At 70.4% G+C, this 17417-nt stretch carries 20 protein-coding genes and 1 pseudogene; 8 read left to right on the top strand and 13 right to left on the bottom strand.

All coding sequences use genetic code 11. The annotated features are described in order from the left end of the window. The 3 genes and pseudogenes from ACIRA5_RS50320 to ACIRA5_RS50310 form a co-directional block, all read right to left on the bottom strand. Positions 1 to 585 (bottom strand): annotated as a pseudogene (locus tag ACIRA5_RS50320) (hypothetical protein); the annotation flags it as partial. A 464-nt stretch (positions 586 to 1049) separates the two neighbouring features. Beyond that, positions 1050 to 1613 (bottom strand): hypothetical protein, encoded by a 564-nt coding sequence (locus ACIRA5_RS50315; protein ID WP_403704473.1) that lies wholly within the window; start codon positions 1611 to 1613, stop codon positions 1050 to 1052. 169 nt (positions 1614 to 1782) lie between these two features. Beyond that, positions 1783 to 2166 carry a hypothetical protein gene (locus tag ACIRA5_RS50310; RefSeq protein WP_403704470.1) on the bottom strand — a complete coding sequence of 128 codons (384 nt, stop codon included), beginning with the start codon at positions 2164 to 2166 and terminating at the stop codon, positions 1783 to 1785. A 308-nt stretch (positions 2167 to 2474) separates the two neighbouring features. On the opposite strand from ACIRA5_RS50310, the gene ACIRA5_RS50305 reads away from it, so the two are divergent. Then, the gene (locus tag ACIRA5_RS50305; protein ID WP_403704467.1) at positions 2475 to 2897 is read left to right on the top strand and encodes a hypothetical protein; all 423 of its coding nucleotides are present in this window, start codon (positions 2475 to 2477) and stop codon (positions 2895 to 2897) included. On the opposite strand, the gene ACIRA5_RS50300 is transcribed toward ACIRA5_RS50305, so the two are convergent. Continuing rightward, positions 2798 to 3787, bottom strand: coding sequence for a DUF2690 domain-containing protein (locus ACIRA5_RS50300; RefSeq protein ID WP_403704464.1), 990 nt, complete (start codon positions 3785 to 3787; stop codon positions 2798 to 2800). The genes ACIRA5_RS50305 and ACIRA5_RS50300 overlap by 100 nt on opposite strands. Positions 3788 to 4037: 250 nt before the next feature. On the opposite strand from ACIRA5_RS50300, the gene ACIRA5_RS50295 reads away from it, so the two are divergent. Then, a complete protein-coding gene (locus ACIRA5_RS50295) occupies positions 4038 to 4535 on the top strand; it encodes a peptidoglycan-binding protein (RefSeq protein WP_403704461.1) in 498 nt (165 codons plus the stop codon). Here ACIRA5_RS50295 and ACIRA5_RS50290 read toward each other — a convergent pair. The 3 genes from ACIRA5_RS50290 to ACIRA5_RS50280 form a co-directional block, all read right to left on the bottom strand. After that, positions 4510 to 5439 (bottom strand): helix-turn-helix domain-containing protein, encoded by a 930-nt coding sequence (locus ACIRA5_RS50290; protein ID WP_403704459.1) that lies wholly within the window; start codon positions 5437 to 5439, stop codon positions 4510 to 4512. The genes ACIRA5_RS50295 and ACIRA5_RS50290 overlap by 26 nt on opposite strands. A 179-nt stretch (positions 5440 to 5618) precedes the next feature. Beyond that, positions 5619 to 6056 (bottom strand): glutaredoxin domain-containing protein, encoded by a 438-nt coding sequence (locus ACIRA5_RS50285; RefSeq protein ID WP_403704456.1) that lies wholly within the window; start codon positions 6054 to 6056, stop codon positions 5619 to 5621. Positions 6057 to 6200: 144 nt separating this feature from the next. After that, positions 6201 to 7229: a DMT family transporter gene (locus ACIRA5_RS50280; protein ID WP_403704454.1), complete on the bottom strand. Its 1029-nt coding sequence runs from the start codon at positions 7227 to 7229 to the stop codon at positions 6201 to 6203. A gap of 147 nt (positions 7230 to 7376) precedes the next feature. On the opposite strand from ACIRA5_RS50280, the gene ACIRA5_RS50275 reads away from it, so the two are divergent. Both ACIRA5_RS50275 and ACIRA5_RS50270 read left to right on the top strand, forming a co-directional pair. Further along, positions 7377 to 7829, top strand: coding sequence for an Lrp/AsnC family transcriptional regulator (locus ACIRA5_RS50275; protein WP_403704451.1), 453 nt, complete (start codon positions 7377 to 7379; stop codon positions 7827 to 7829). A gap of 329 nt (positions 7830 to 8158) precedes the next feature. After that, positions 8159 to 8683, top strand: coding sequence for an AAA family ATPase (locus ACIRA5_RS50270; RefSeq protein WP_403704487.1), 525 nt, complete (start codon positions 8159 to 8161; stop codon positions 8681 to 8683). Between the two features lie 118 nt (positions 8684 to 8801). On the opposite strand, the gene ACIRA5_RS50265 is transcribed toward ACIRA5_RS50270, so the two are convergent. The 3 genes from ACIRA5_RS50265 to ACIRA5_RS50255 form a co-directional block, all read right to left on the bottom strand. After that, positions 8802 to 9206: an actin-binding ADF family protein gene (locus ACIRA5_RS50265; protein WP_403704448.1), complete on the bottom strand. Its 405-nt coding sequence runs from the start codon at positions 9204 to 9206 to the stop codon at positions 8802 to 8804. A 338-nt stretch (positions 9207 to 9544) separates the two neighbouring features. After that, complete coding sequence (locus ACIRA5_RS50260; RefSeq protein WP_403704447.1) at positions 9545 to 10423, bottom strand: hypothetical protein; 879 nt, start codon at positions 10421 to 10423, stop codon at positions 9545 to 9547. Positions 10424 to 10466: 43 nt separating this feature from the next. Beyond that, positions 10467 to 11003, bottom strand: coding sequence for a YbhB/YbcL family Raf kinase inhibitor-like protein (locus ACIRA5_RS50255; RefSeq protein ID WP_403704445.1), 537 nt, complete (start codon positions 11001 to 11003; stop codon positions 10467 to 10469). Between the two features lie 95 nt (positions 11004 to 11098). Here ACIRA5_RS50255 and ACIRA5_RS50250 point away from each other — a divergent pair, with 95 nt between their 5' ends. Both ACIRA5_RS50250 and ACIRA5_RS50245 read left to right on the top strand, forming a co-directional pair. Continuing rightward, complete coding sequence (locus ACIRA5_RS50250) at positions 11099 to 11779, top strand: GntR family transcriptional regulator (RefSeq protein ID WP_403704442.1); 681 nt, start codon at positions 11099 to 11101, stop codon at positions 11777 to 11779. Between the two features lie 320 nt (positions 11780 to 12099). Beyond that, positions 12100 to 12765 carry a nitroreductase gene (locus ACIRA5_RS50245; RefSeq protein WP_403704439.1) on the top strand — a complete coding sequence of 222 codons (666 nt, stop codon included), beginning with the start codon at positions 12100 to 12102 and terminating at the stop codon, positions 12763 to 12765. Positions 12766 to 12978: 213 nt separating this feature from the next. Here the strand turns inward: ACIRA5_RS50245 and ACIRA5_RS50240 are convergent, their stop codons facing one another. Further along, a complete protein-coding gene (locus tag ACIRA5_RS50240) occupies positions 12979 to 13485 on the bottom strand; it encodes a hypothetical protein (RefSeq protein WP_403704436.1) in 507 nt (168 codons plus the stop codon). A gap of 284 nt (positions 13486 to 13769) precedes the next feature. Next, positions 13770 to 14492 (bottom strand): hypothetical protein, encoded by a 723-nt coding sequence (locus tag ACIRA5_RS50235; RefSeq protein WP_403704433.1) that lies wholly within the window; start codon positions 14490 to 14492, stop codon positions 13770 to 13772. A 267-nt stretch (positions 14493 to 14759) separates the two neighbouring features. Here ACIRA5_RS50235 and ACIRA5_RS50230 point away from each other — a divergent pair, with 267 nt between their 5' ends. After that, entirely contained in the window at positions 14760 to 15713 is a 954-nt protein-coding gene (locus ACIRA5_RS50230; protein WP_403704430.1) for an alpha/beta hydrolase, read from the top strand. Then, a complete protein-coding gene (locus ACIRA5_RS50225; RefSeq protein WP_403704428.1) occupies positions 15710 to 16564 on the top strand; it encodes an alpha/beta fold hydrolase in 855 nt (284 codons plus the stop codon). Before ACIRA5_RS50230 ends, ACIRA5_RS50225 begins: the two co-directional genes overlap by 4 nt. A gap of 90 nt (positions 16565 to 16654) precedes the next feature. Here the strand turns inward: ACIRA5_RS50225 and ACIRA5_RS50220 are convergent, their stop codons facing one another. Continuing rightward, positions 16655 to 17413 (bottom strand): peptidoglycan-binding protein, encoded by a 759-nt coding sequence (locus ACIRA5_RS50220; protein WP_403704425.1) that lies wholly within the window; start codon positions 17411 to 17413, stop codon positions 16655 to 16657. Between the last annotated feature and the right edge of the window lie 4 nt (positions 17414 to 17417).

The raw sequence follows: 17417 nt of genomic DNA, 5'->3' as shown, positions 1-17417 counted from the left end.
GAGCGAGGACGAGCCGTTGCGCAGAGCGGTGAGCAGCAGCCCGACCGCGGCGACCAGGATTGCGGCCGCCGTGACCGCGCCGAAGACCCACCCGGCGGTCAGCAGGGTCTGGGCGAACGCCAGCCGAGGGTTGAGGACCTTCAGGACGAACCCCACGAGCAGGAAGATCGCCGCGGCTGTTCCGGCGAGGACGGGCGTGAGCACCGCGACGACGGCGATCGCGCCGGCTCCGGCGGTCTCGGTGACCTCGCCCATGGTGGCGGCGAGCCCCATCGCGCCCGCGTCCGGCTCCCCGGAGCCGGACGCGTCGGCGGACCACGGGGTGGACGGCGCCGGGCGGCGCAGTTCCTCGCGGACATCGGCATAGTGCTGGTACTCGGTCGCCGCGGCCGCCGTGATGAGTGCGGTGGCGTTGAGCGCCATGGTGCGCAGCTGTTCGGCATTGAGCCGCCGGCCGACAGCGGCGAATTCCGGGCGGTGTGGGGCGGAGCGCAGCACCTCATCGAGGATCCGCTCGTATTCCTGGCGGTCCTCGCTCAGCAGACACCGAGGAGCCGGATCCTCCCACCGCGAGCCGTGTTCCAGGCGGCCCTTGCCCGGCGCGCGGTGCGGCACGCCGCCACCCTTGTCCCCGGGGCGTCCCTCCTCTTGCGCCCGTGGTCGTTCGCCCGGTGTGTGCGGAGGCAGGACGGGGCTGCTCGTGCGGTCGGTGAACCGTGCTTTCGCCTCCCCTTCCGACTCGTTCCGCACGGATGCGCCGGACACCTTCGCCGGGTGCACCCGGATGCCCAGGACCGAAGTCAGCAGACGGCGCGCAAGGGGAGGTCGGCGCGGGCTCGCGACGCCACTCGGCTTTGTCGCAGCGCGGTGCGTGCCGGTGGGGATTCCTTCGGGCGGTTCGCAAGCGCTGGAGGGTGAAGGAGTTGGCGAGACGACGGTCCGCGCCCCAATGTCGACCGGCCTGAACGACCCGGCGGGCGGCCGAAAGCCTGGTGACCGGCGCGAGATGACGGCCAGGACCCGGCCGGCGAAGGATTCAGCGGCCGGCGTCATACCTGCCCCCCTGCGTCTGACGATCCCTGTGGCGCGGTGATGCCTGTGTCCGGCTGCGCACTGCCTGCGGGAGGACCTGCCGCCTGTGGCCGGAGAGGAACACCGTTGGGGTGGCCGTAACCGTAGACCGGCTGCGCTTGCCCCTGAAGGGCTTGCTGCTGTGCCTCCTCGGCCACACCGCCCAAGGCGGCCCGGCCGGCGCTCTTGACCGCCAGTGGCACCAGCGTGGCGAGTTGTTGAACGGCTGACAGTGCCCCTAAGCCGACCATATAGGCCACGAGCGGGTTCACACTGTGCGGGTAGGTCGCGGCGAGGGCGCCCGTCGGGGCCCCACTCACGAACAACCGCAGCACCGCGGCAACGCAGTAACCCGGCCAGCCGGGCGCGGGCAACTGCTCCTCGCCGGGCCGTACATCGGGCCGGCGCCGAGGAGGCTCGATCGTGTCCGACTGCACGTTCCATGGCATCTTGTGGTGCCATTTGACGGACTTGATGACGTCGACGGCCTCCATGGTGGCACCACCAGCCACCCCCACCCACGCAGCCGTCAACCAGTCCATGAGCCGAGATTAGAAGGTCGCACAGTGTCAGGGAACGACCTCGCAATATTCGCCCCAGTCACACGGCATCTTCACCCTGCGTGATCACGACGGGCCACAGCACCGACCACACCGGCCACACCGGCCACACCGAGCAGGGCAGCACGATCCGCCGCTCCATCATTTCGCCTCACCAGAGGTGCGGAAAGCTCCGGACGTCGTCGAGGCCGTCGAGTGCCCGACCGTCCACGTCCGACGCATCCACCTCGGCACGCGCCGCCAAGGAACAGGCCAGCGCAACGGCCTCATCGCCGAGACGTCCGAACCGTCGAGCGGTATGTCCCAGACACAGACCGGCCAGCCCAAGCCGCGGGCTGCCGGACACAGCCCGCGTTCCGACCTGCACGCACCAGTGCTCGACGAACTCCCGCTCGTCGTCGTTCAAGGCGCTCCCGACCAGAACGCCCGCCGCCTCGGGCTGCTGCGCCCGGTCCCCGAGCGCCCGCTCCAGCGTCCCGGCCACCACGTCATGCGGCAGGGCGGGAAGGTTGTGGAAGCTCAGATGTGCATGCACGCCGGGAGAGTACGCATTCCACCGCGACGGTACAGAGGCGGTGATCGCGACGCCGTGCTCGGCGGTGTCGCGGTCATCCCGGGCGGCCGTTGCGGAGGAAAGAGAGGTTCCACCGTCCCAGCCGTCCCCCCACCCTGTCTTGGCGAGTGGAGTTCCCGCAGGTCAGCATCCGACGCTTCCCGGGAAACGGTCACTTCCCGGCTGTCCCTGGCGGCCTCGGGGGCGGGGCCGCCACCGTCGGAGGAGCAAAAGGGCGGCACACAAGGACTCGCTGCCCCGGACCCAGGACGAAGGAATTCGAAACGATCATGAACGTACGCATCCGCATCGCGGTCTCCTGTGCGACGCTCGCCGCGGTCACCGCGATCGCCGCGACCTCCGCCGTGGCCGCCACCACCTCGCCGAACTCCGCTGCCAGTGCCGTCACCTGCTCCCAGTGGAAGTCCATCACCGCGGACCACAACTCCGTCGGCGTGCGGTACATGGAGTGCGACCGGAAGGTCGGCGGAAAGCAGCAGACCAGCGCTGCCCTCTATATCTGGGACAACAAGACGGACGGTAAGTACGCCCGGGTGAACGTGGCCACGGGGTACGCCCACTGGAACGGCCTCCACCAGACGTGGTTCCGCTACTACTCCTGGACGAGCACCCGCCACCACAGCCCCAAGTACGAGACGGGCTGGCACTCCGGGAACGACGTCGAGGTACTGCTCAAGGCGGTCCGCGGCTGACCGACGCGCAACCCCGACGGGGTCGTCGGGGGATTCGGGGGTTCCGTGAGCCGCTCGGTGCCGCCCGGCTGCGTGCAACCGTGGCCGCCGGCGGTCAGGGTGGTGCAGGCCCTCGCTCCGGACGGGGTCATCGCCACCGTCATCGAGGTGTAGACGTCGGTGTCGTAGTGGACCTTCGCCTGCAGGGTTCGGCCGTGGTCGGCGATGACCTGGGCGACGTCGCCGGGGCGTCCCCAGCTGATCCGGGCCCACGCGGCTTTGCAGGCGTCGCTGTACCGCAGCTCCACGTACACACCCTGGATCCTGGTGAGGGCCGCGGTCCACGCGTCACCGGCGCAGCCCGTCTGCTTGGGGTCCTTCGCAGTGCAACTGTCGCTGAAACAGCTGGTCTCCAGCTGCCGCGTCGGTGAACTCGCCGCGATCCCCCGGCCGGTACGGTCCTGGGGGCCGGAGCCTTCGTCGAGGGCGATGAACACACCGGCGCCCAGGCAGGCGAGCAGCGATGCCGCGGCGATCGCGACCCGTCCCGGACGGCGGAACGCGGGCCGGGGCGGGCGAGCGACGGGCGCCGGTACGCTGCCGGGTTCATCGACCACGGAGTCGGCCGGTACCGTGGCGGCGGGCCGTTCCGCAGCACCGCGGTCCTTCCCTGCGATCGCGGCGTCTTCCCACAAAGCGGTCAGCCGCGCCGGCTCGGCACCGACGAGTTCACCGAGGGCCAGTACGGCCTGCCGGGGCGGCAGCGCCTTACCGTTGAGGTAGCGCTCCCAGGAGGACTTGCTGTACGAGGTCTGCCCGGCCAGCGCGGTCAGACTCAGGCCACTGTGGTCCTTGAGGCGCCTGAGCTCCGTGGCCAGACGCCGGGCATCCGATGTCAGAACGTCAGGCAATTGAAGCCACTCCTGCATTGATGTCCCCCAGCGGCTGGCGCACCGTCCGGCACTCGGCACGGTGCATACGAGCGAATGTGCTGAATGTGCTGCTGGAACAGCCGTCGGGCAGAAGATTAGACCGCCCTGCGGGTGATATCTCCGGCGTCGATGTGTTTTTTCACCCTGCCTGCGGTCGGTATTCGGTCAATGCCGTACGAGGTCCCCCGGGGGCGTGCGCCGACCTGCCACGGGCCGTTAAGACTGAGGGGTGGGCTTTGTCGAGGCGGCCAGGGCGGTCGTGTGCGCGGTGGCGCTCGCGGCGGTGTGCGCCGGGGGAACCCAGTCGGCCGACGGGAGCCGTCTGCACGGGGAGGGACCGCCGGCCGACGACTGGCAGGCCGCTCCGCGCCTGGCGGAGCGGCACACTCCGCCCAGTGATCTGGTGGGGCTGTGGCAGGGGATCTTGTGGGCGGACGGCTACCTGCCGCGCACCAGCGTCACTTGCTCCTACGATGCCGCGACGGTGGCGGCGACCCGCGTCTGGCAGAGCAACCACCGTCTGTCCGCGGACGGCATCGTCGGCCCGGCCACGTACGGCGCGGCGAGCCGTCGTCTCGCCGTCGTCCCGCCCTGGACGGTGTACCACGGAGACCGCTTCGACCTGCCGCTGCGCCGAAACCGGGACGGTGTCTACGAGGTCTGGGACGTCGGGCGGTTCCGTGAACTGCGCCTGGACGCGGTCACCCTGGCCCAGTGCCGCCGGTGACGGCGTCGGCCCAGCTGTCGGACTCCGACACCCCCAGCTGGTAATGGGCCACGACCACTGCGGCTCGTGTCGCATCGGGTCCGCCGGGGATCATCGCCGTCCACGCAGCTCCCGCGGGCGCCGTCTGCCGGGCTCCGTCGTCCCCGGCGACCAGCAGCCCCGAGGTTCCCTGGGCCGGCTGGACCTCGGCCCAGCCGGCGTGACAGGCCGGGCTCCAGCGCAGCGCCAGGGTCCGCCCGAGCGCCCGGAGACGGTGCACCGTGACCGCGTCCTGGTCGCACCGCAGCCGATACGGATCGAGTCCCTGGCAACCTGCCGGCCCGCACGGAGTACCCGACCGGGGCGCCGTCGCGTGCAGCGGCCAGGGCCAGGCCGGTGCGCCGGCCGGCGCACCCTGCGGTACCGGCACGTGGTCTCGGCCCCAGGGATGCCATGCCAGAACGGCCGCCAGCGCACACGCCCCGACCGCCCCGGCCGCGGCATGCCTTCGGCCGCGTGAACGCCCCTTCGAATGCGACGCCGCTTCCTGCCCCGCCGGGCCGGTCCCTTCCTCCCCCTCCCGTCCGGCCGCTTCATGCCCCGCTTCGGCCTTCGGCGACGGGCCCCGGTCCAGTGCCGTACGGGGTCGGTCGGTATCCGCCCAGACGTCGGCAGCCGCTTCCCAGACCACCCGTAACCTGCCACGTTCCGCTTGCCCCAGCCGGCCCAGCGCGTCGACGGCTTCCCAGGGAGGCAGCGAGCGGCCGCCGAAGTAGCGCTGCCAGGAGCTGACGCTGAATCCGGTCTTGGCGGCGAGCGACGTCAGGCTCAGCTCACACCGGTCCTTGCACTGCCGCAACTCCCCCACCAGCCGCTGCAATTCCACCGGTACGTCGTCGCGCTCGCGCCGCCGACGGGTTGTCATCCGCTCCTCCCGCCCCACAAGGGCAGCGGGCCTGCCCCACCGCGCCATCGTACGAGCGCGCCGGGCCACTGCCGTCCGCTGCCACGAAGCCCTCGGAGGCGTCCGCGGCATGCGTTCCCGCGGATGTGCCGGAACTCAGTCCACGAAGCCAGGAGTGCCTGACACGGCACCGCTCCCGATCAGATGGAAGGGGAGAGCTGTTGGCGCACCCATTCGGGATCGGGGTTGACGTGCGGCCGGCCCGCCACGACGACGGTCGGCACGGTCTCATCGCCGTCGTTGGCCGCCCTGACCGCTGCCGCTCCAGCCGGGTCACGCCAGATGTCGACCCAGTGCAACTGGCGGGCGCTACGGCCCAACCGGATACGCAGTCGCAGGCAGTACGTGCAGCCCGACCGCCAGAAGACGACCGGCCGGCCGTCGACCGCGCTGCGGCGTTGTGCCTCCAGCGCGCCGATCGACCTCGGGAAGATCAGAGGTGAGTTCACGCCTGCGAGCAGGACAAACACCAGCAGGAGCGCCGCGGCTGCGCCGGGCTTCCCCCTGAGGATCAGCCCTGCCGCAACGACTGAGCCGCAGAGCACAAACAGCGTCGGCAAGATCCACGCGCGCTTCATGAGGACGCAGGCTATCGGCGAGTCGAAATGCTCCTCGAACCAGGCCGCTCACCCGGGCGTTCGCCGGACGTCCGGGCGGCCTTCGGCTGATCGTGTGCTGCGACCAAGGATGCACGTGACCACGACGAAGGCCGTGCGGGTGAGTCAATCGACGCGGGCACGGCGCGAGGTACGACGCGTTGAGCCCCAGGCTGCCAACGGGCGCCTAGAGAGCGTCTTTTGGACTTGCGCGCATGGATGATCGACGGGGCTCGGTCGCCGCCAGGCACCGCTTCGGGCCGTCGCCCCCTGTCCCCGCTCGATCACGCCCAGCACCACCCCGACGATGATGATCGCGCCGCCCGTCACCTGGGCGAGCCGGATCGACTCCCCGTTGATCACGACGGCGCCGATGACGCCGAAGACCGGGACCAGGTTGAGGATGTTGACCGCGACGCTCGACGCCATCCTGCGCAGACCGTAGTTGTAGAGCAGGAAGCCGCCGACCGAGCACGCCACGGCCAGGTAGACCAGCAGCGATGAGGCGGTCGCGCCCGGCATCCGCCAGTCGTCGGCCTCCAGCAGGGACACGAGCAGGAAGCCGGCCGCGCCCGCCAGGGTCTGGTAGTAGGTGACGCTCGCGGAGTCCTGCCCGGCGCTCGCGCGCTTGCCGAGCACGTTGTAGCCGGCCCAGGCCAGGCCGCCGAGCAGCAGCAGGATGTCCCCCAGCCAGCGCGAACTTCCGCCCACCTCGGCCCCGTTGCGTACGACGAGGAAGGCGCCGACGGCTGCCAGCAGCACGCCCGTCACCCTCAGCAGCGGCATCCGGGAGCGCAGGACGACCAGTTCCACCAGCATCGTCATCAGCGGGTACGTGGCCACGATCAGCGACGCGTCGGATGCCGTGGACAGGTCGACGCCGACGTTCTCCAGGATGAAGTACACGGTGATGCCGAGGAACCCGCTCAGGTAGAGCTGACGTCGCTGTCGCGGGTCCGGCCGGGCCGGGCGGTGCCGGCTCAGCCGTACCATCACGGCCAGGAGTAACGCCGCGAGGGTGAACCTGATGGCGCCGATACTGAGCGGGCCGACATCCTCCAGCACCTGCTTGGTCACCGCGTACGAACTGCTCCACAACAGCGCGGCCGCCATGACCGCACCCACCGCCCACACCGTGGGTCCTCGTTCACGCATACCAAGTCGCCCCTTCCCACCACTCGTCGCCGCCGACCGCACCACGACCGAACGAACGTCAGCCATCTAGGCTGGAGGCTAACAAGATCATCGAATATGATGTGAAGTGTCCGAATTACCTTCGGGATCGGGTGAGTTGAGGCGAGCATGGACGAACTTGATTCGGCGTTGGTGCGGATGCTCCAGGAGGACGGTCGGCGCACCAACCGGGACATGGCCCAGGAACTCGGTATCGCCCCGTCCACGTGTCTGGAGCGCATCCGGTCGCTGCGCAGGAGCGGCATCCTGACGGGATTTCACGCGGAGGCAGATCTCGCGGCGATCGGCCGCGGGCTGCAGGCGGTGATCGCCGTACGGGTCCGCCCGCCGTCACGTGCGGTGATCGAGGCCTTCCAGGCCTTCCTGGAGGGCATGCCCGAAGTCATCTCGATCTTCGTCCTCACCGGGAACGACGACTTCCTCGTACACGTCGCCGTCCGGGACACCGACCATCTGCACGCAGTGGTCCTGGACAAGCTGACGAAGCGCCCTGAACTCGCCGACGTACGGACATCGGTGGTCTACGGGCACATGCGCAAGAAGGTCATCGGTCCGACGTGACACCGATGCGGCCCTCAGCCGGCCGTGCGCCTCGGGGCTGCCCACGGTCGGGAACGGTGGTCGCGCACGCCACCGGACCGACACGGCAGGTGCCGCAGGCCGCGGCACCGGTCACCGGGCTGCTGGCGACCACCTGCAACCAGGCCAACACGGTGCCGAGGTGCTGTGCGTTCCCGGACGCCTCCTTCTTCCGCGCGTTCGGTCCGGCGGACAGCTCAGCTGTTGTTCGCCCACGGCGGCGCCTGCTGTTCCAGCTCTTTGCGCGACTCACGCGGAACGGGGAGCTGAAAGCAGTTGTCCTCCAAGTGGTTTCCATGAACGATCCGGGTGTGACCACGTTGTTTCTGACGGTCGGCCTGCCGGGGGCCGGCAAGACCACGAGGGCTCGGCAGCTGGCCGAAGAGCACGGCGCTCTGCGGCTGACGCCGGACGAGTGGATGATTCCGCTGTTCGGCGAGTCGGAGTCGGACGGGAAGCGCGATGTCCTGGAAGGACGGCTGCTCTCACTCGCTCTGGAGGCACTGAGGCTCGGAACCAACGTGGTCCTGGATTTCGGATGCTGGTCTCGTGACGAGAGGTCCGCGATCCGCTGGCTGGTTGAGGCCGTGGGCGCGTCCTACCACCTCGTGTACATGCCGGTGGACCAGGAGACCCAGCGCGCACGGATCGCCCACCGCCAGTCGACTGCTCCGGATCAGACCTTCCCGATGAGCGAGGCGGACCTCTCGCAGTGGAGGACGCTGTTCGAGGAGCCCGATGCCACGGAACTCGATGGGCAGGACATCGGCGGTCCGCCTCCTGGGTGGCCGGGCTGGCTCGAGTGGGCCGCCGATCGGTGGCCGTCTTTCACATGACTCACGAGGGACGAAGACCACACTCCCGCATCGCCCACGCATCGCCGTCGGGATCGGTGAACGCGGCGGGCCAGCCCGTCGCCGATCCAGTCCGCGCCACAGCCAGGAGGAAGGTGGGTCAACAGGCCTGGGAGACCAGCGCCTTGTACTCCACATCGGACAGGTCTGTGGCCTGTACGTGGAGCTGGACGCCGTCGAGCAGGTTCCGGAGTGTGCCGTAGCCGGAGGAGTGCGCGACCCTCTCCTCGGCGTTCGTGCCCGCCGGGCACCAGGAGATCAGCACGATCTTCTCCTGACGGGTCCCGTCCGCGGTGGCGAAGAGGAGGTCGTGGACGACGTACCGGGGCTCGTCGGCCGGCAGGGCCTTCAGTAGTTCGTCGTGTGTCAGGTTCCCCTTGGCGTCGGGGATGACGGTCTCCAGGTTGTCGCTGAGCCGGTAGATCACTGTGTTGATGTCCCGCCTGCTTTTCAGCTCCTGGAAGGCGCTGATACAGCTGTCGTCCACTGGGGTACCACCGCTCACGACGAGTCCTTCTGATCATGGGGAGAGCAGGCCAAGCGGCTCAACGAACCGGCTCCCCCGGAGGTTCTGGGCCGCTTGCCCGCTTCGTCCCGAGGAAAGGTCGTGATCAAACGGGCAGGCCGTATCCCTCCTGGTCAGGCCGCCACGGCGCGGAGCCGGTGGACGGCTTCGGCGGCGTGAAGTCCCTGGCGGGCGCCGGTGATACGGCCGCCCTCGCGGCGGTGATCCAGACGCCCGGCGTCAACGGCTTCTTCGCCTGTACGCCCCCTGCTGTACGCCCCCCTCGGCCGAGCCCTCGCCCTCACCTCCGCGTCTGAGCGAGGCCCCGGCCCTCGGCCTCAGCCCTTGCCGAAGTGCTCCGTGGGGAAGGCGCCGGCTGCCCTGAGGGTTCTGGTGAAGCCGCCGGCCAGCTCGGTCAGGCGTGCGGTGGCGGCAGGGCCGAGGTGGTCGTACGGGGCGGCGTCGAGGCGGTCGGTGAGCACCTCGGCCTCACCGCGCAGGGCCGTGCCCGCGTCCGTGAGGTCGCCCGCCCCGTCCAGCAGCCCGCGCTCGCACAGCTGCTCCCGGGCGGCGGCCCACTGCTCCGCGGACCACCCGCGTGTCCGCATGAACAACGCCGACGTCGGCGCCGTACCGGTGGCGTTGTGCAGGACGAGGGCCTCGATCCCGGACAGGCCGGCCACCGCCAGAGCGGCGAGGTGACCGTCACCCCGGTGCTCGCGCAACAGGGTCGCGGCGTGCCACAAGGCCAGGTGCCGTTCCCCGGGTACGGAAAGGCCGGCGTTGGCGGCGTACAGCGGCCGCCCCTCGCGGCGGCACGCCTCGGTGGCGCGCAGCGCCAGCTCAGCCGCCTCGGCCATCTCCTTCGACGTGAGGGCCTCCTCCCCGAGCAGCCGCCGCAGCGTCCCGTCCGCGCCGCGCAGCCGGGCCGCGAGCACCGCCTCCGGCGTGGTGACGGACCACGCGGCGGGGATGTACCGGGCCACGTGCTCGTGGTTGAAGTTGTAGAACGTCGCTGTGACGGTGCCCGCGCCGACCTCTCCGAGCGGGGCCGCGCGGCCCGCGAAATAGGCCATGGCGCCGCGCTCCAGCCCGAGCGCCGCGAGTTCGCTCTGCTGCTCCGGCGCGAAGTACACGGATGTGTGCACGGGATTGACGACGTTGTGGCAGCGGCGTCCCGCGCTCGCCTCGGATGCAGTCGTCTCGAATGAAGTCATCAGGACGAGCCGCCCGGAAGGAGCTGCCGGCCGCACCCGGGCCTCACTCGCCGGCCCACGGCACGAGGACGGCTCGGGCGAGCGTGTGCTGGAGGATGAAGAAGCTGAGGGCGGCCGGGGTCGACTCCGGGGTGATGCCGAGGGTCGTCACAGACGGTATGTCGAGCGCGTTGACGGCGATGTAGTAACGGTGCTTGCCCGTTCCCGGCGGTGGCGCGGCGCCGACGTAGGCGGTCGCGCGAACATCGTTCGAGACGTGGAAAGCGCCGTCCGGCAGACCGCCGTTGCCGGGCGTGCCGGCGCCGGCGTCGAGGGACGTCATGTCGGCGGCGATGTCGGCCACCGCCCAGTGCCAGAAACCGGACGGGGTCGGGGCGTCCGGGTCGTACATCGTGACGACGAAGCTGCGGGTAACGGCCGGGAAGCCGCCCCACGACAGCTGGGGGGAGCGGTCCTCGGCTCCGACCGCGCCACTCATGGCGGCGAACTGCGCCACCGGCAGCAGGCCTCCGTCGGTGACGTCCGCGCTCGTGACGGCGAACTCGGGAACGGCGGGCATGGTGGCGTACGGACTGCTCATCGGGTCTCCCATCGAGCCAGGCGCTTGCATGTTTTCAATAATCAATCACACTTTTAAAAATACTGCTAGCTGTCAAATGTTGTAGGATCCGTCCCGTGGCGAGAGGAGCTGGGCAGCAGACCCGCAGCGAGGTGGTGCAAGACCGCATCCGGGCCGACATCCTGGGCGGCCGGCTCCGGCCTGGCCAGCGGTTGAAGTTCCCCGAGCTCAGCGAGCAGTACGGGGTGAGCACCGGCGCCGTACGCGAAGCCCTGCTCAAGCTGGTCGCCAAGAACCTGGTCAGCTCCGAGGCGCACCACGGCTTCCAGGTCACCGACGTCACCGCTCGCGGGCTGGCCGACCTGACCGACACCCGCACCGAGATCGAGTCCCTCACCCTGAGCCGCGCCATCAGCGAGGGCGGCCTCGCGTGGCAGGCTCAGGTGCTGGCCGCCCACCACACTTTCGAGCAGACCCCACGCGGCGACGGTGACCAGCCGAGCGAGGACTGGCTGATCGCCCACGCCGACTTCCACACCGCGCTCCTGGCCGGCTGCGCCAACCCCCGGCTACGCGAACTGGCCGCCTCCCTGAGGGAAGAGGCCGAACTGTACCGGCGGTGGAGCCGGCCCACACCGGCAGAGACGAACCGCTGGACCGACCAAGCCGTCCACAAAGAACACCGCGACCTGCTCGACGCGGTCATGGCCCGCGACAGCGAGCGGGCCGACGCCGTCCTGCGCCGCATGATCAGCTCTACGTCAGCCATGGTCCTGGACACCGAGCCGCACACGTGATGCGCGGCTGAGGATCGCGCACGCCGGTCGCGTCCGCCAGTTCGCACACCACGTACTCGCGGAGCCGCCGCCGCCCGCCGAGCCGCGGCGGCTTCGATGCCGCGTCCGGCGCCGATGACGAAGGCGACCTTGCCGGCCGGCAGGCCCGGGGCAGCAGTTGGGTCGATCGCGCAGCGGGGCCGGCACTTCGTGGTCGGTCGGCGGAGGTATGTCGGCCAGGTCCGGCAACACCAAAGCTCCGCCCGGTCCGCTCGCCCGATGCGACGATCATCCTCGAGTCTTCGCTGCCCGCCCTGGAGTGAGTGAGAGGACGAGAAGACGTGGATGTGTATGAAGCCGTGGACAGTCGCAGGGCCGTGCGGGCGTTCAGCGGTGAGCCGATACCCAAAGGGGTGCTCGAACGAGTGCTGGCCGCAGCGACGCGGGCCCCGTCGAGTGGGAATCTCCAGCCTTGGCACCTGTATGTCGTGACCGGTGAGCCCTTGGCCGAACTGAAGAGACGCGCGACGGCCAGGGCACTGGCGGGAGACCCAGGTGATGAGCGGGAGTATCCGATGTACCCGGCCGAACTGACCTCACCGTACCTGGACCGTTTCTCCGCCGCGGCTGCCCAGCGGTACAAAGCGCTGGGAATCAAGCGCGACGACCCCGAGAGGCCCACGAAGATCGCCGCTGTGAACTCGGACGCGTTCGGGGCGCCGGTCGTACTGTTCTGCTACCTCGACCGAACGATGGGGCCCGGGCAGTGGGGGGACGCGGGGATGTACTTGCAGACGGTCATGCTGTTGCTGAGGGCGGAAGGATTGCACAGCTGCCCCCAGGTGATGTGGACGATGTTCCGCGAGACGGTCAGCAAGGTGGTGGGAGCCGATGACGGGCTCGTGCTGTTCTGCGGTGTCGCGGTGGGGTTCGAGAAGGAGGGCGTGCCACCGCTGCGCACCGGGCGGGCGGACATGACAGAAACGGTGAGCTTCATCGGAGCATGACGGGTGACCGCGGTCCACCCGATGCCGGCGGCGAATGGCGCGGGGGGGCCGGCGGCCGGCACCCAGGTGGACCGCACCCGCAGGTGGACCGCGAGCGCCGCGAATCCGACGCCGATCAGCCGCAGCGCGCGTTGCTGACGTGCTTCACCGGTGCCCGACAGCTCCCAGACCACTACCAGTCGGCGCTCGCCGTTCCAGGTCGGCAGGTACCGATCAGTCGGACGTCAGTGAGGCACGGATCCGGGTGACAGCGCGCAGGATTTCGTCCCGGTTCCTCGCCCGCTTGATCCATAGCGGCAGACGCGCCACCAGTGTCATCTTCTGTCTGGTGTCGTACCAGGGTGCTCGTTCACGCAACGGCGCTTGGACAAAGCGCTGGAGCAGGTCCAGATGGTCCAGGTCGTATGCCCACAACCACCCATGACGGGTCTCGCGCTGGAGCCACAGTGGCATGCCGAAGTACGGGTCCGTCGCGGGCTGAGCCGTACCCCGGCTGAACGAGACGCGACTGGCGGTCGACACCCGTGACAGCCCGCAGTTTCGGCAGACAAGACGCCTGGGCGTGAACAGTGTCGCTCTCGCGTCTCCGGCACCCCCGGGTGACGGCACGACGTGAGCGACCTTCGCGCAGTTGGGGCAGCGCACGAGCATCGAGCCGATGAAGTCGTACTTCGTGCTCCGCGGATCCCGGAACCGATGCGCGGCAGACGAGGAGACCATGCCGTGAGTATGCGACTGAGTGGCAGAGCATCGCATCCCTGTATCGCCCCGGACTCCCGGGTCCCGGGTCTTCGTGAGGTGTCAGGCCATCCGCAGGCGCGATGGCGGCCTGCGGTGTTCCCGTGGATGTCGCCCACCGCGGTGCGGATCCCCCGTCGCGCTCGCGGACGCACTCGCCCCCTGACCGGCGGACGAACTGCCGACGTGGCCGGACCTGCTCAATTTCTTCTGCCCTCGCTCCGGACGAGCACTGGGGTGCGGCATCGCTACTCAGGACCGCGTCGTCATCGGTCAGAGATCTCGGCGGTGGAGGCCAGCCGTAGGCCGGCCAGGGCGAGGAAATCGGTGAGTTCGATGTGGCCACCGTCGGTCCCGTCGTCCCACATCGTCCAAAGCCTGGACTCCTCACCGTCCCACGTGTCGGTGTCCTCACTCGGATGCTGCTCGACGGTCCCCTCCCCGTGCCGGTACCGCAGATACAGGTACTGGCCGCCGGTCGTCCACGCGTCCCACTGCGACGGGAAGCCGCCGCAGGTCTGCACCACCCGGGCGAGGACCACGTCCTCCTGCAAGTGGCTCTCGACCGGCCCCAGGTGCTGGTCGTGGGCGAGGACGAGCTCGTCGTCGACGGCGAGTAGGCGGATGCTCCCGCCGGGGAACTGGAGCGTGAGTCCGGCCCCGAAGTCGACGCGCGCGTCCCGATAGTTGATCTCTCGGACCGAGCGGACCCGCTCGCCGATGAACCGGGTCACCGACAGGCCAGGTGGATCCTCGACGACCACGATACGGCCGTACTGCTCCATCGAGTACGGCTCGTGCGGCTGGTCGATCGTCAGCGACAGGCCAGTGCTGGGTGTGTGGAAGTGGACCGGGCCGAGGCCTTCGAGATGGAGCCACAGATGCACCAGCGACGGCTCGCCATCGGCGTAGTGGTGCCAAGCCGTGGCCACCCGCAGCAGCCGCTTACCGATCAGGTCGGCGGCGAACAGCTCCTCATCGTCGGTCACCCGCTGATGTTCGCATGGCTCCCCCTACCGTGGCGCCGGGTCTCGCTCGCCTCCAAGCCAGGCCGCTCACCTCTGTGCGCGTTCGGTTCTCCACCGCGGTACTCCTGCGGGCCCGTACAGGTGCGTCCCCGGCGGGGAGTGCGACGAGGTGTCGCGGCGATGTCACACCGGGGTCCTCATGACCCCTCTTGGATGCGGAGGCTCGGCAAGGACGCGGCAGACGCGCGCGGGAGGCCGTTATGACAGGACTTATGACAGGAGGCTCTTGTGAACGACGTGACCGATCCGGTGTCCGGGGAGCGGCAGAAGGTCCGTTTCAGCAGTGGCGGCAGCGAGTGCGCCGCCTGGCACTATCCGGGGAGCGACGGCTCCTGCGTGATCATGGCGGGCGGGTTCGCCGTGACGAAGGAACCGGGCACCGACCTGTTCGCGCGGCGGTTCCACGACGCCGGGTTCGGCGTGCTGGCCTTCGACTATCGCGGATTCGGTGAGAGCGGTGGTCGGCCGCGTCAAGTCGCCTCGGTCAGCGGGCAGTTGGCGGACTGGCGAGCCGCTGTCGCGTTCGCAGCGACCCTGCCGGGAGTCGACCGGAGCAGGCTGGCGGTCTGGGGGTTCTCCGCATCCGCCGGTCACCTCCTCCGGGTCGCGGCGCGCACCCCGCACCTCGCCGCGGTGATCGCCCAGACGCCGAACGTCGGGGGCCTGGCCGCCGCACGCCTCGCGGCGCGCCACCAGAAGCCACTCGCCCTGCTGCGCCTGCTCGGCAGGGGCGTCCTCGACGCGGCCGACGGCCTCCTCGGCCGTCCGCCGCTGCTGGTGCCGCTCAGCGGCGAGCCCGGCACCGTCGCCGTCCTCACCACGCCGGACACGGCCGACGTCCCGCGCGCGCTCAATCCCGGCGACCGGTATCCGGACTGGCGGCAGGAGGTCGCGGCCCGCTCGGCGCTCGGCATCGGGTTCTACCGTCCCGGCCGTGACGCCGCCCGCGTACGGTGTCCGCTGCTCGTCGTCGTATGCGAGCAGGACCAGTCCGCTTCGCCCACGGCGGCCGTGCACGCGACGCGGCGGGCGCCCCACGTGGAGACGGTCCGGCTGCCCGGTGGGCACTACGCGCCGTTCCTGGACGCGCACGAACGGGCCGTGGACGCCGAACTGTCGTTCCTGCGCCGACATGTGCTCGGTTCCCCCGTGGCCTCCGTCGGCTCCGCGGAGCGCCGATGACGACGGGGGAGATCGAGCTGACGGCGGGGACGGTCGCGTACCGGGACACGGGTGGCGACGGTCCGGTGCTGGTGCTGCTGCACGGGCTGATGATGGACGCCTCGCTGTGGGACGAGACGATCACCGAGCTCGCCGCCGACCACCGGTGCGTGGCGCCGACCCTGCCGCTCGGGGCGCACCGGCACGGAATGCGGGCCGACGCCGACCTGTCGCTGCCCGGGGTGGCCCGGCTGGTCGCGGAGTTCGTCGACCGCCTCGATCTGCGGGACGTCGTCCTGGTCGGCAATGACACCGGCGGTGCACTCGTCCAGCTCATGATGGGCGACGGTGCGGCACGGGTGGCGGGGGTGGTGCTCGTGTCGTGCGACGCCTTCGACAACTTCCCGCCCGGGCTGACGGGCCGGACGCTCGTCCTCAGTGGCAGGCTCCCGCCTCGGCTGTTCGGGATGTTCATGCAACAGATGCGGCTACGGCCGCTGCGCCGCATGCCGATCGCCTTCGGGTGGCTGACGCTCCGGGGGGACGCCGCCACCGCTCGGTGGATCAGGCCGGTCCTCGAACGGCCGGAGATCCGCCGCGACGCCGTGCGCACACTCCGCGCGGCGGCGGCGGACACCGGTCTGCTGCTCGCCACGGCCGAACGACTGCCGCGCTTCGACCGCCCCGCCCTTGTCGTCTGGGCGCGCGGCGACCGCGTGATGCCGCCCGAGCACGGCCGGCGCCTCGCCGCGCTGCTCCCGCGGGGACGGCTGGTCGAGATCGACGACAGCTACACGCTCGTCCCGTTGGACCGGCCGACGGAACTCGCCCGGGCCATAAGGGAGTTCACCCGGTCGTCCGCGGCCACCTGACGGCCCTGGCGCGCTCGGCATCCGTTCGCCCGCCATACAGCCGTAGAGCCATAGAGCCACAGAACCGCAGAGCCGCAGAGCCGTACGGGGTCACAGCGTCGTACGGGATTCGAGGTCGGCGCGGGTGTCGTTGCCGTAGACACCCGTCTCGTCTCCCCGGATCCCGTACCAGACCTGGAAGCGCGCGACCGCGGCCGTGAGCGTGGCGTCGTAGGTGCCGTTCGTGGAGCCGTGGTCGTAGACGTTCGGGATCCGGAGCAGCCGCTGCTGCAGGTCCTTGACCGCGGGGCCGCTGTCCCCCTCGCGCAGGGTGCCCGCACCGTCCGGGTCGGCGCTCGCGGACGGGGCCTGAACGGCGGCCGTCGTGGGCGCGCCGGTCGGGGCTCGCCCGGCCTGCGCTCCGGCCTCCTGCTCACCGCCGGGCAGCAGGAGCGCGAGGGCGAAGCCGACGAGGGCCGCACCCGTGACCCCGATGACGACCGCCGCGCGGCGGTGCCCCGTGCCCCACCCGGCCGTCCGCCCGCCCGCGCGCCCGCGCTCGCGGTGGACTCCGGGAGCGGAGGAGGGCCCGCGAGCCCCCACCGGTCTCCCGCCCCGGGTGTAGTCCTCGCCCACGAGGACGGGTGGCAGTTCCTCGGTCGCGTCCTCGACCACCGGCGGCGTCACGGCCACCGTCGTGGCCGGTACGGCGATGACCTCGTAGTTCTCGTCCGAGTCGGGCCCGTGCTGTTCCTCCCGCACCTCCTTCAGAAGTTGCGCGAGTGCCTCCGTCCGGCGGCGCCGCTGAACATAGGTGGGTTCGATCGCCCGTCGCCCCCCGGGCTGCCCTGGTTCGGGCGGTGTCGGCACACTG

It is taken from the genome of Streptomyces sp. NPDC096311 (genome assembly GCF_044763085.1).
Taxonomy (GTDB): domain Bacteria; phylum Actinomycetota; class Actinomycetes; order Streptomycetales; family Streptomycetaceae; genus Streptomyces.
This window is presented reverse-complemented; position numbering and strand designations above follow the sequence as displayed.

What these genes read in the sequence shown, in the direction of transcription:
- ACIRA5_RS50315 (WP_403704473.1), bottom strand. Translation starts at nt 1,613, where the DNA reads ATGGACTGGTTGACGGCTGCGTGGGTGGGGGTGGCTGGTGGTGCCACC.
- ACIRA5_RS50305 (WP_403704467.1), top strand. Translation starts at nt 2,475, where the DNA reads ATGAACGTACGCATCCGCATCGCGGTCTCCTGTGCGACGCTCGCCGCG.
- ACIRA5_RS50290 (WP_403704459.1), bottom strand. Translation starts at nt 5,439, where the DNA reads ATGACAACCCGTCGGCGGCGCGAGCGCGACGACGTACCGGTGGAATTG.
- ACIRA5_RS50285 (WP_403704456.1), bottom strand. Translation starts at nt 6,056, where the DNA reads ATGAAGCGCGCGTGGATCTTGCCGACGCTGTTTGTGCTCTGCGGCTCA.
- ACIRA5_RS50280 (WP_403704454.1), bottom strand. Translation starts at nt 7,229, where the DNA reads ATGCGTGAACGAGGACCCACGGTGTGGGCGGTGGGTGCGGTCATGGCG.
- ACIRA5_RS50275 (WP_403704451.1), top strand. Translation starts at nt 7,377, where the DNA reads ATGGACGAACTTGATTCGGCGTTGGTGCGGATGCTCCAGGAGGACGGT.
- ACIRA5_RS50260 (WP_403704447.1), bottom strand. Translation starts at nt 10,423, where the DNA reads ATGACTTCATTCGAGACGACTGCATCCGAGGCGAGCGCGGGACGCCGC.
- ACIRA5_RS50255 (WP_403704445.1), bottom strand. Translation starts at nt 11,003, where the DNA reads ATGAGCAGTCCGTACGCCACCATGCCCGCCGTTCCCGAGTTCGCCGTC.
- ACIRA5_RS50240 (WP_403704436.1), bottom strand. Translation starts at nt 13,485, where the DNA reads ATGGTCTCCTCGTCTGCCGCGCATCGGTTCCGGGATCCGCGGAGCACG.
- ACIRA5_RS50225 (WP_403704428.1), top strand. Translation starts at nt 15,710, where the DNA reads ATGACGACGGGGGAGATCGAGCTGACGGCGGGGACGGTCGCGTACCGG.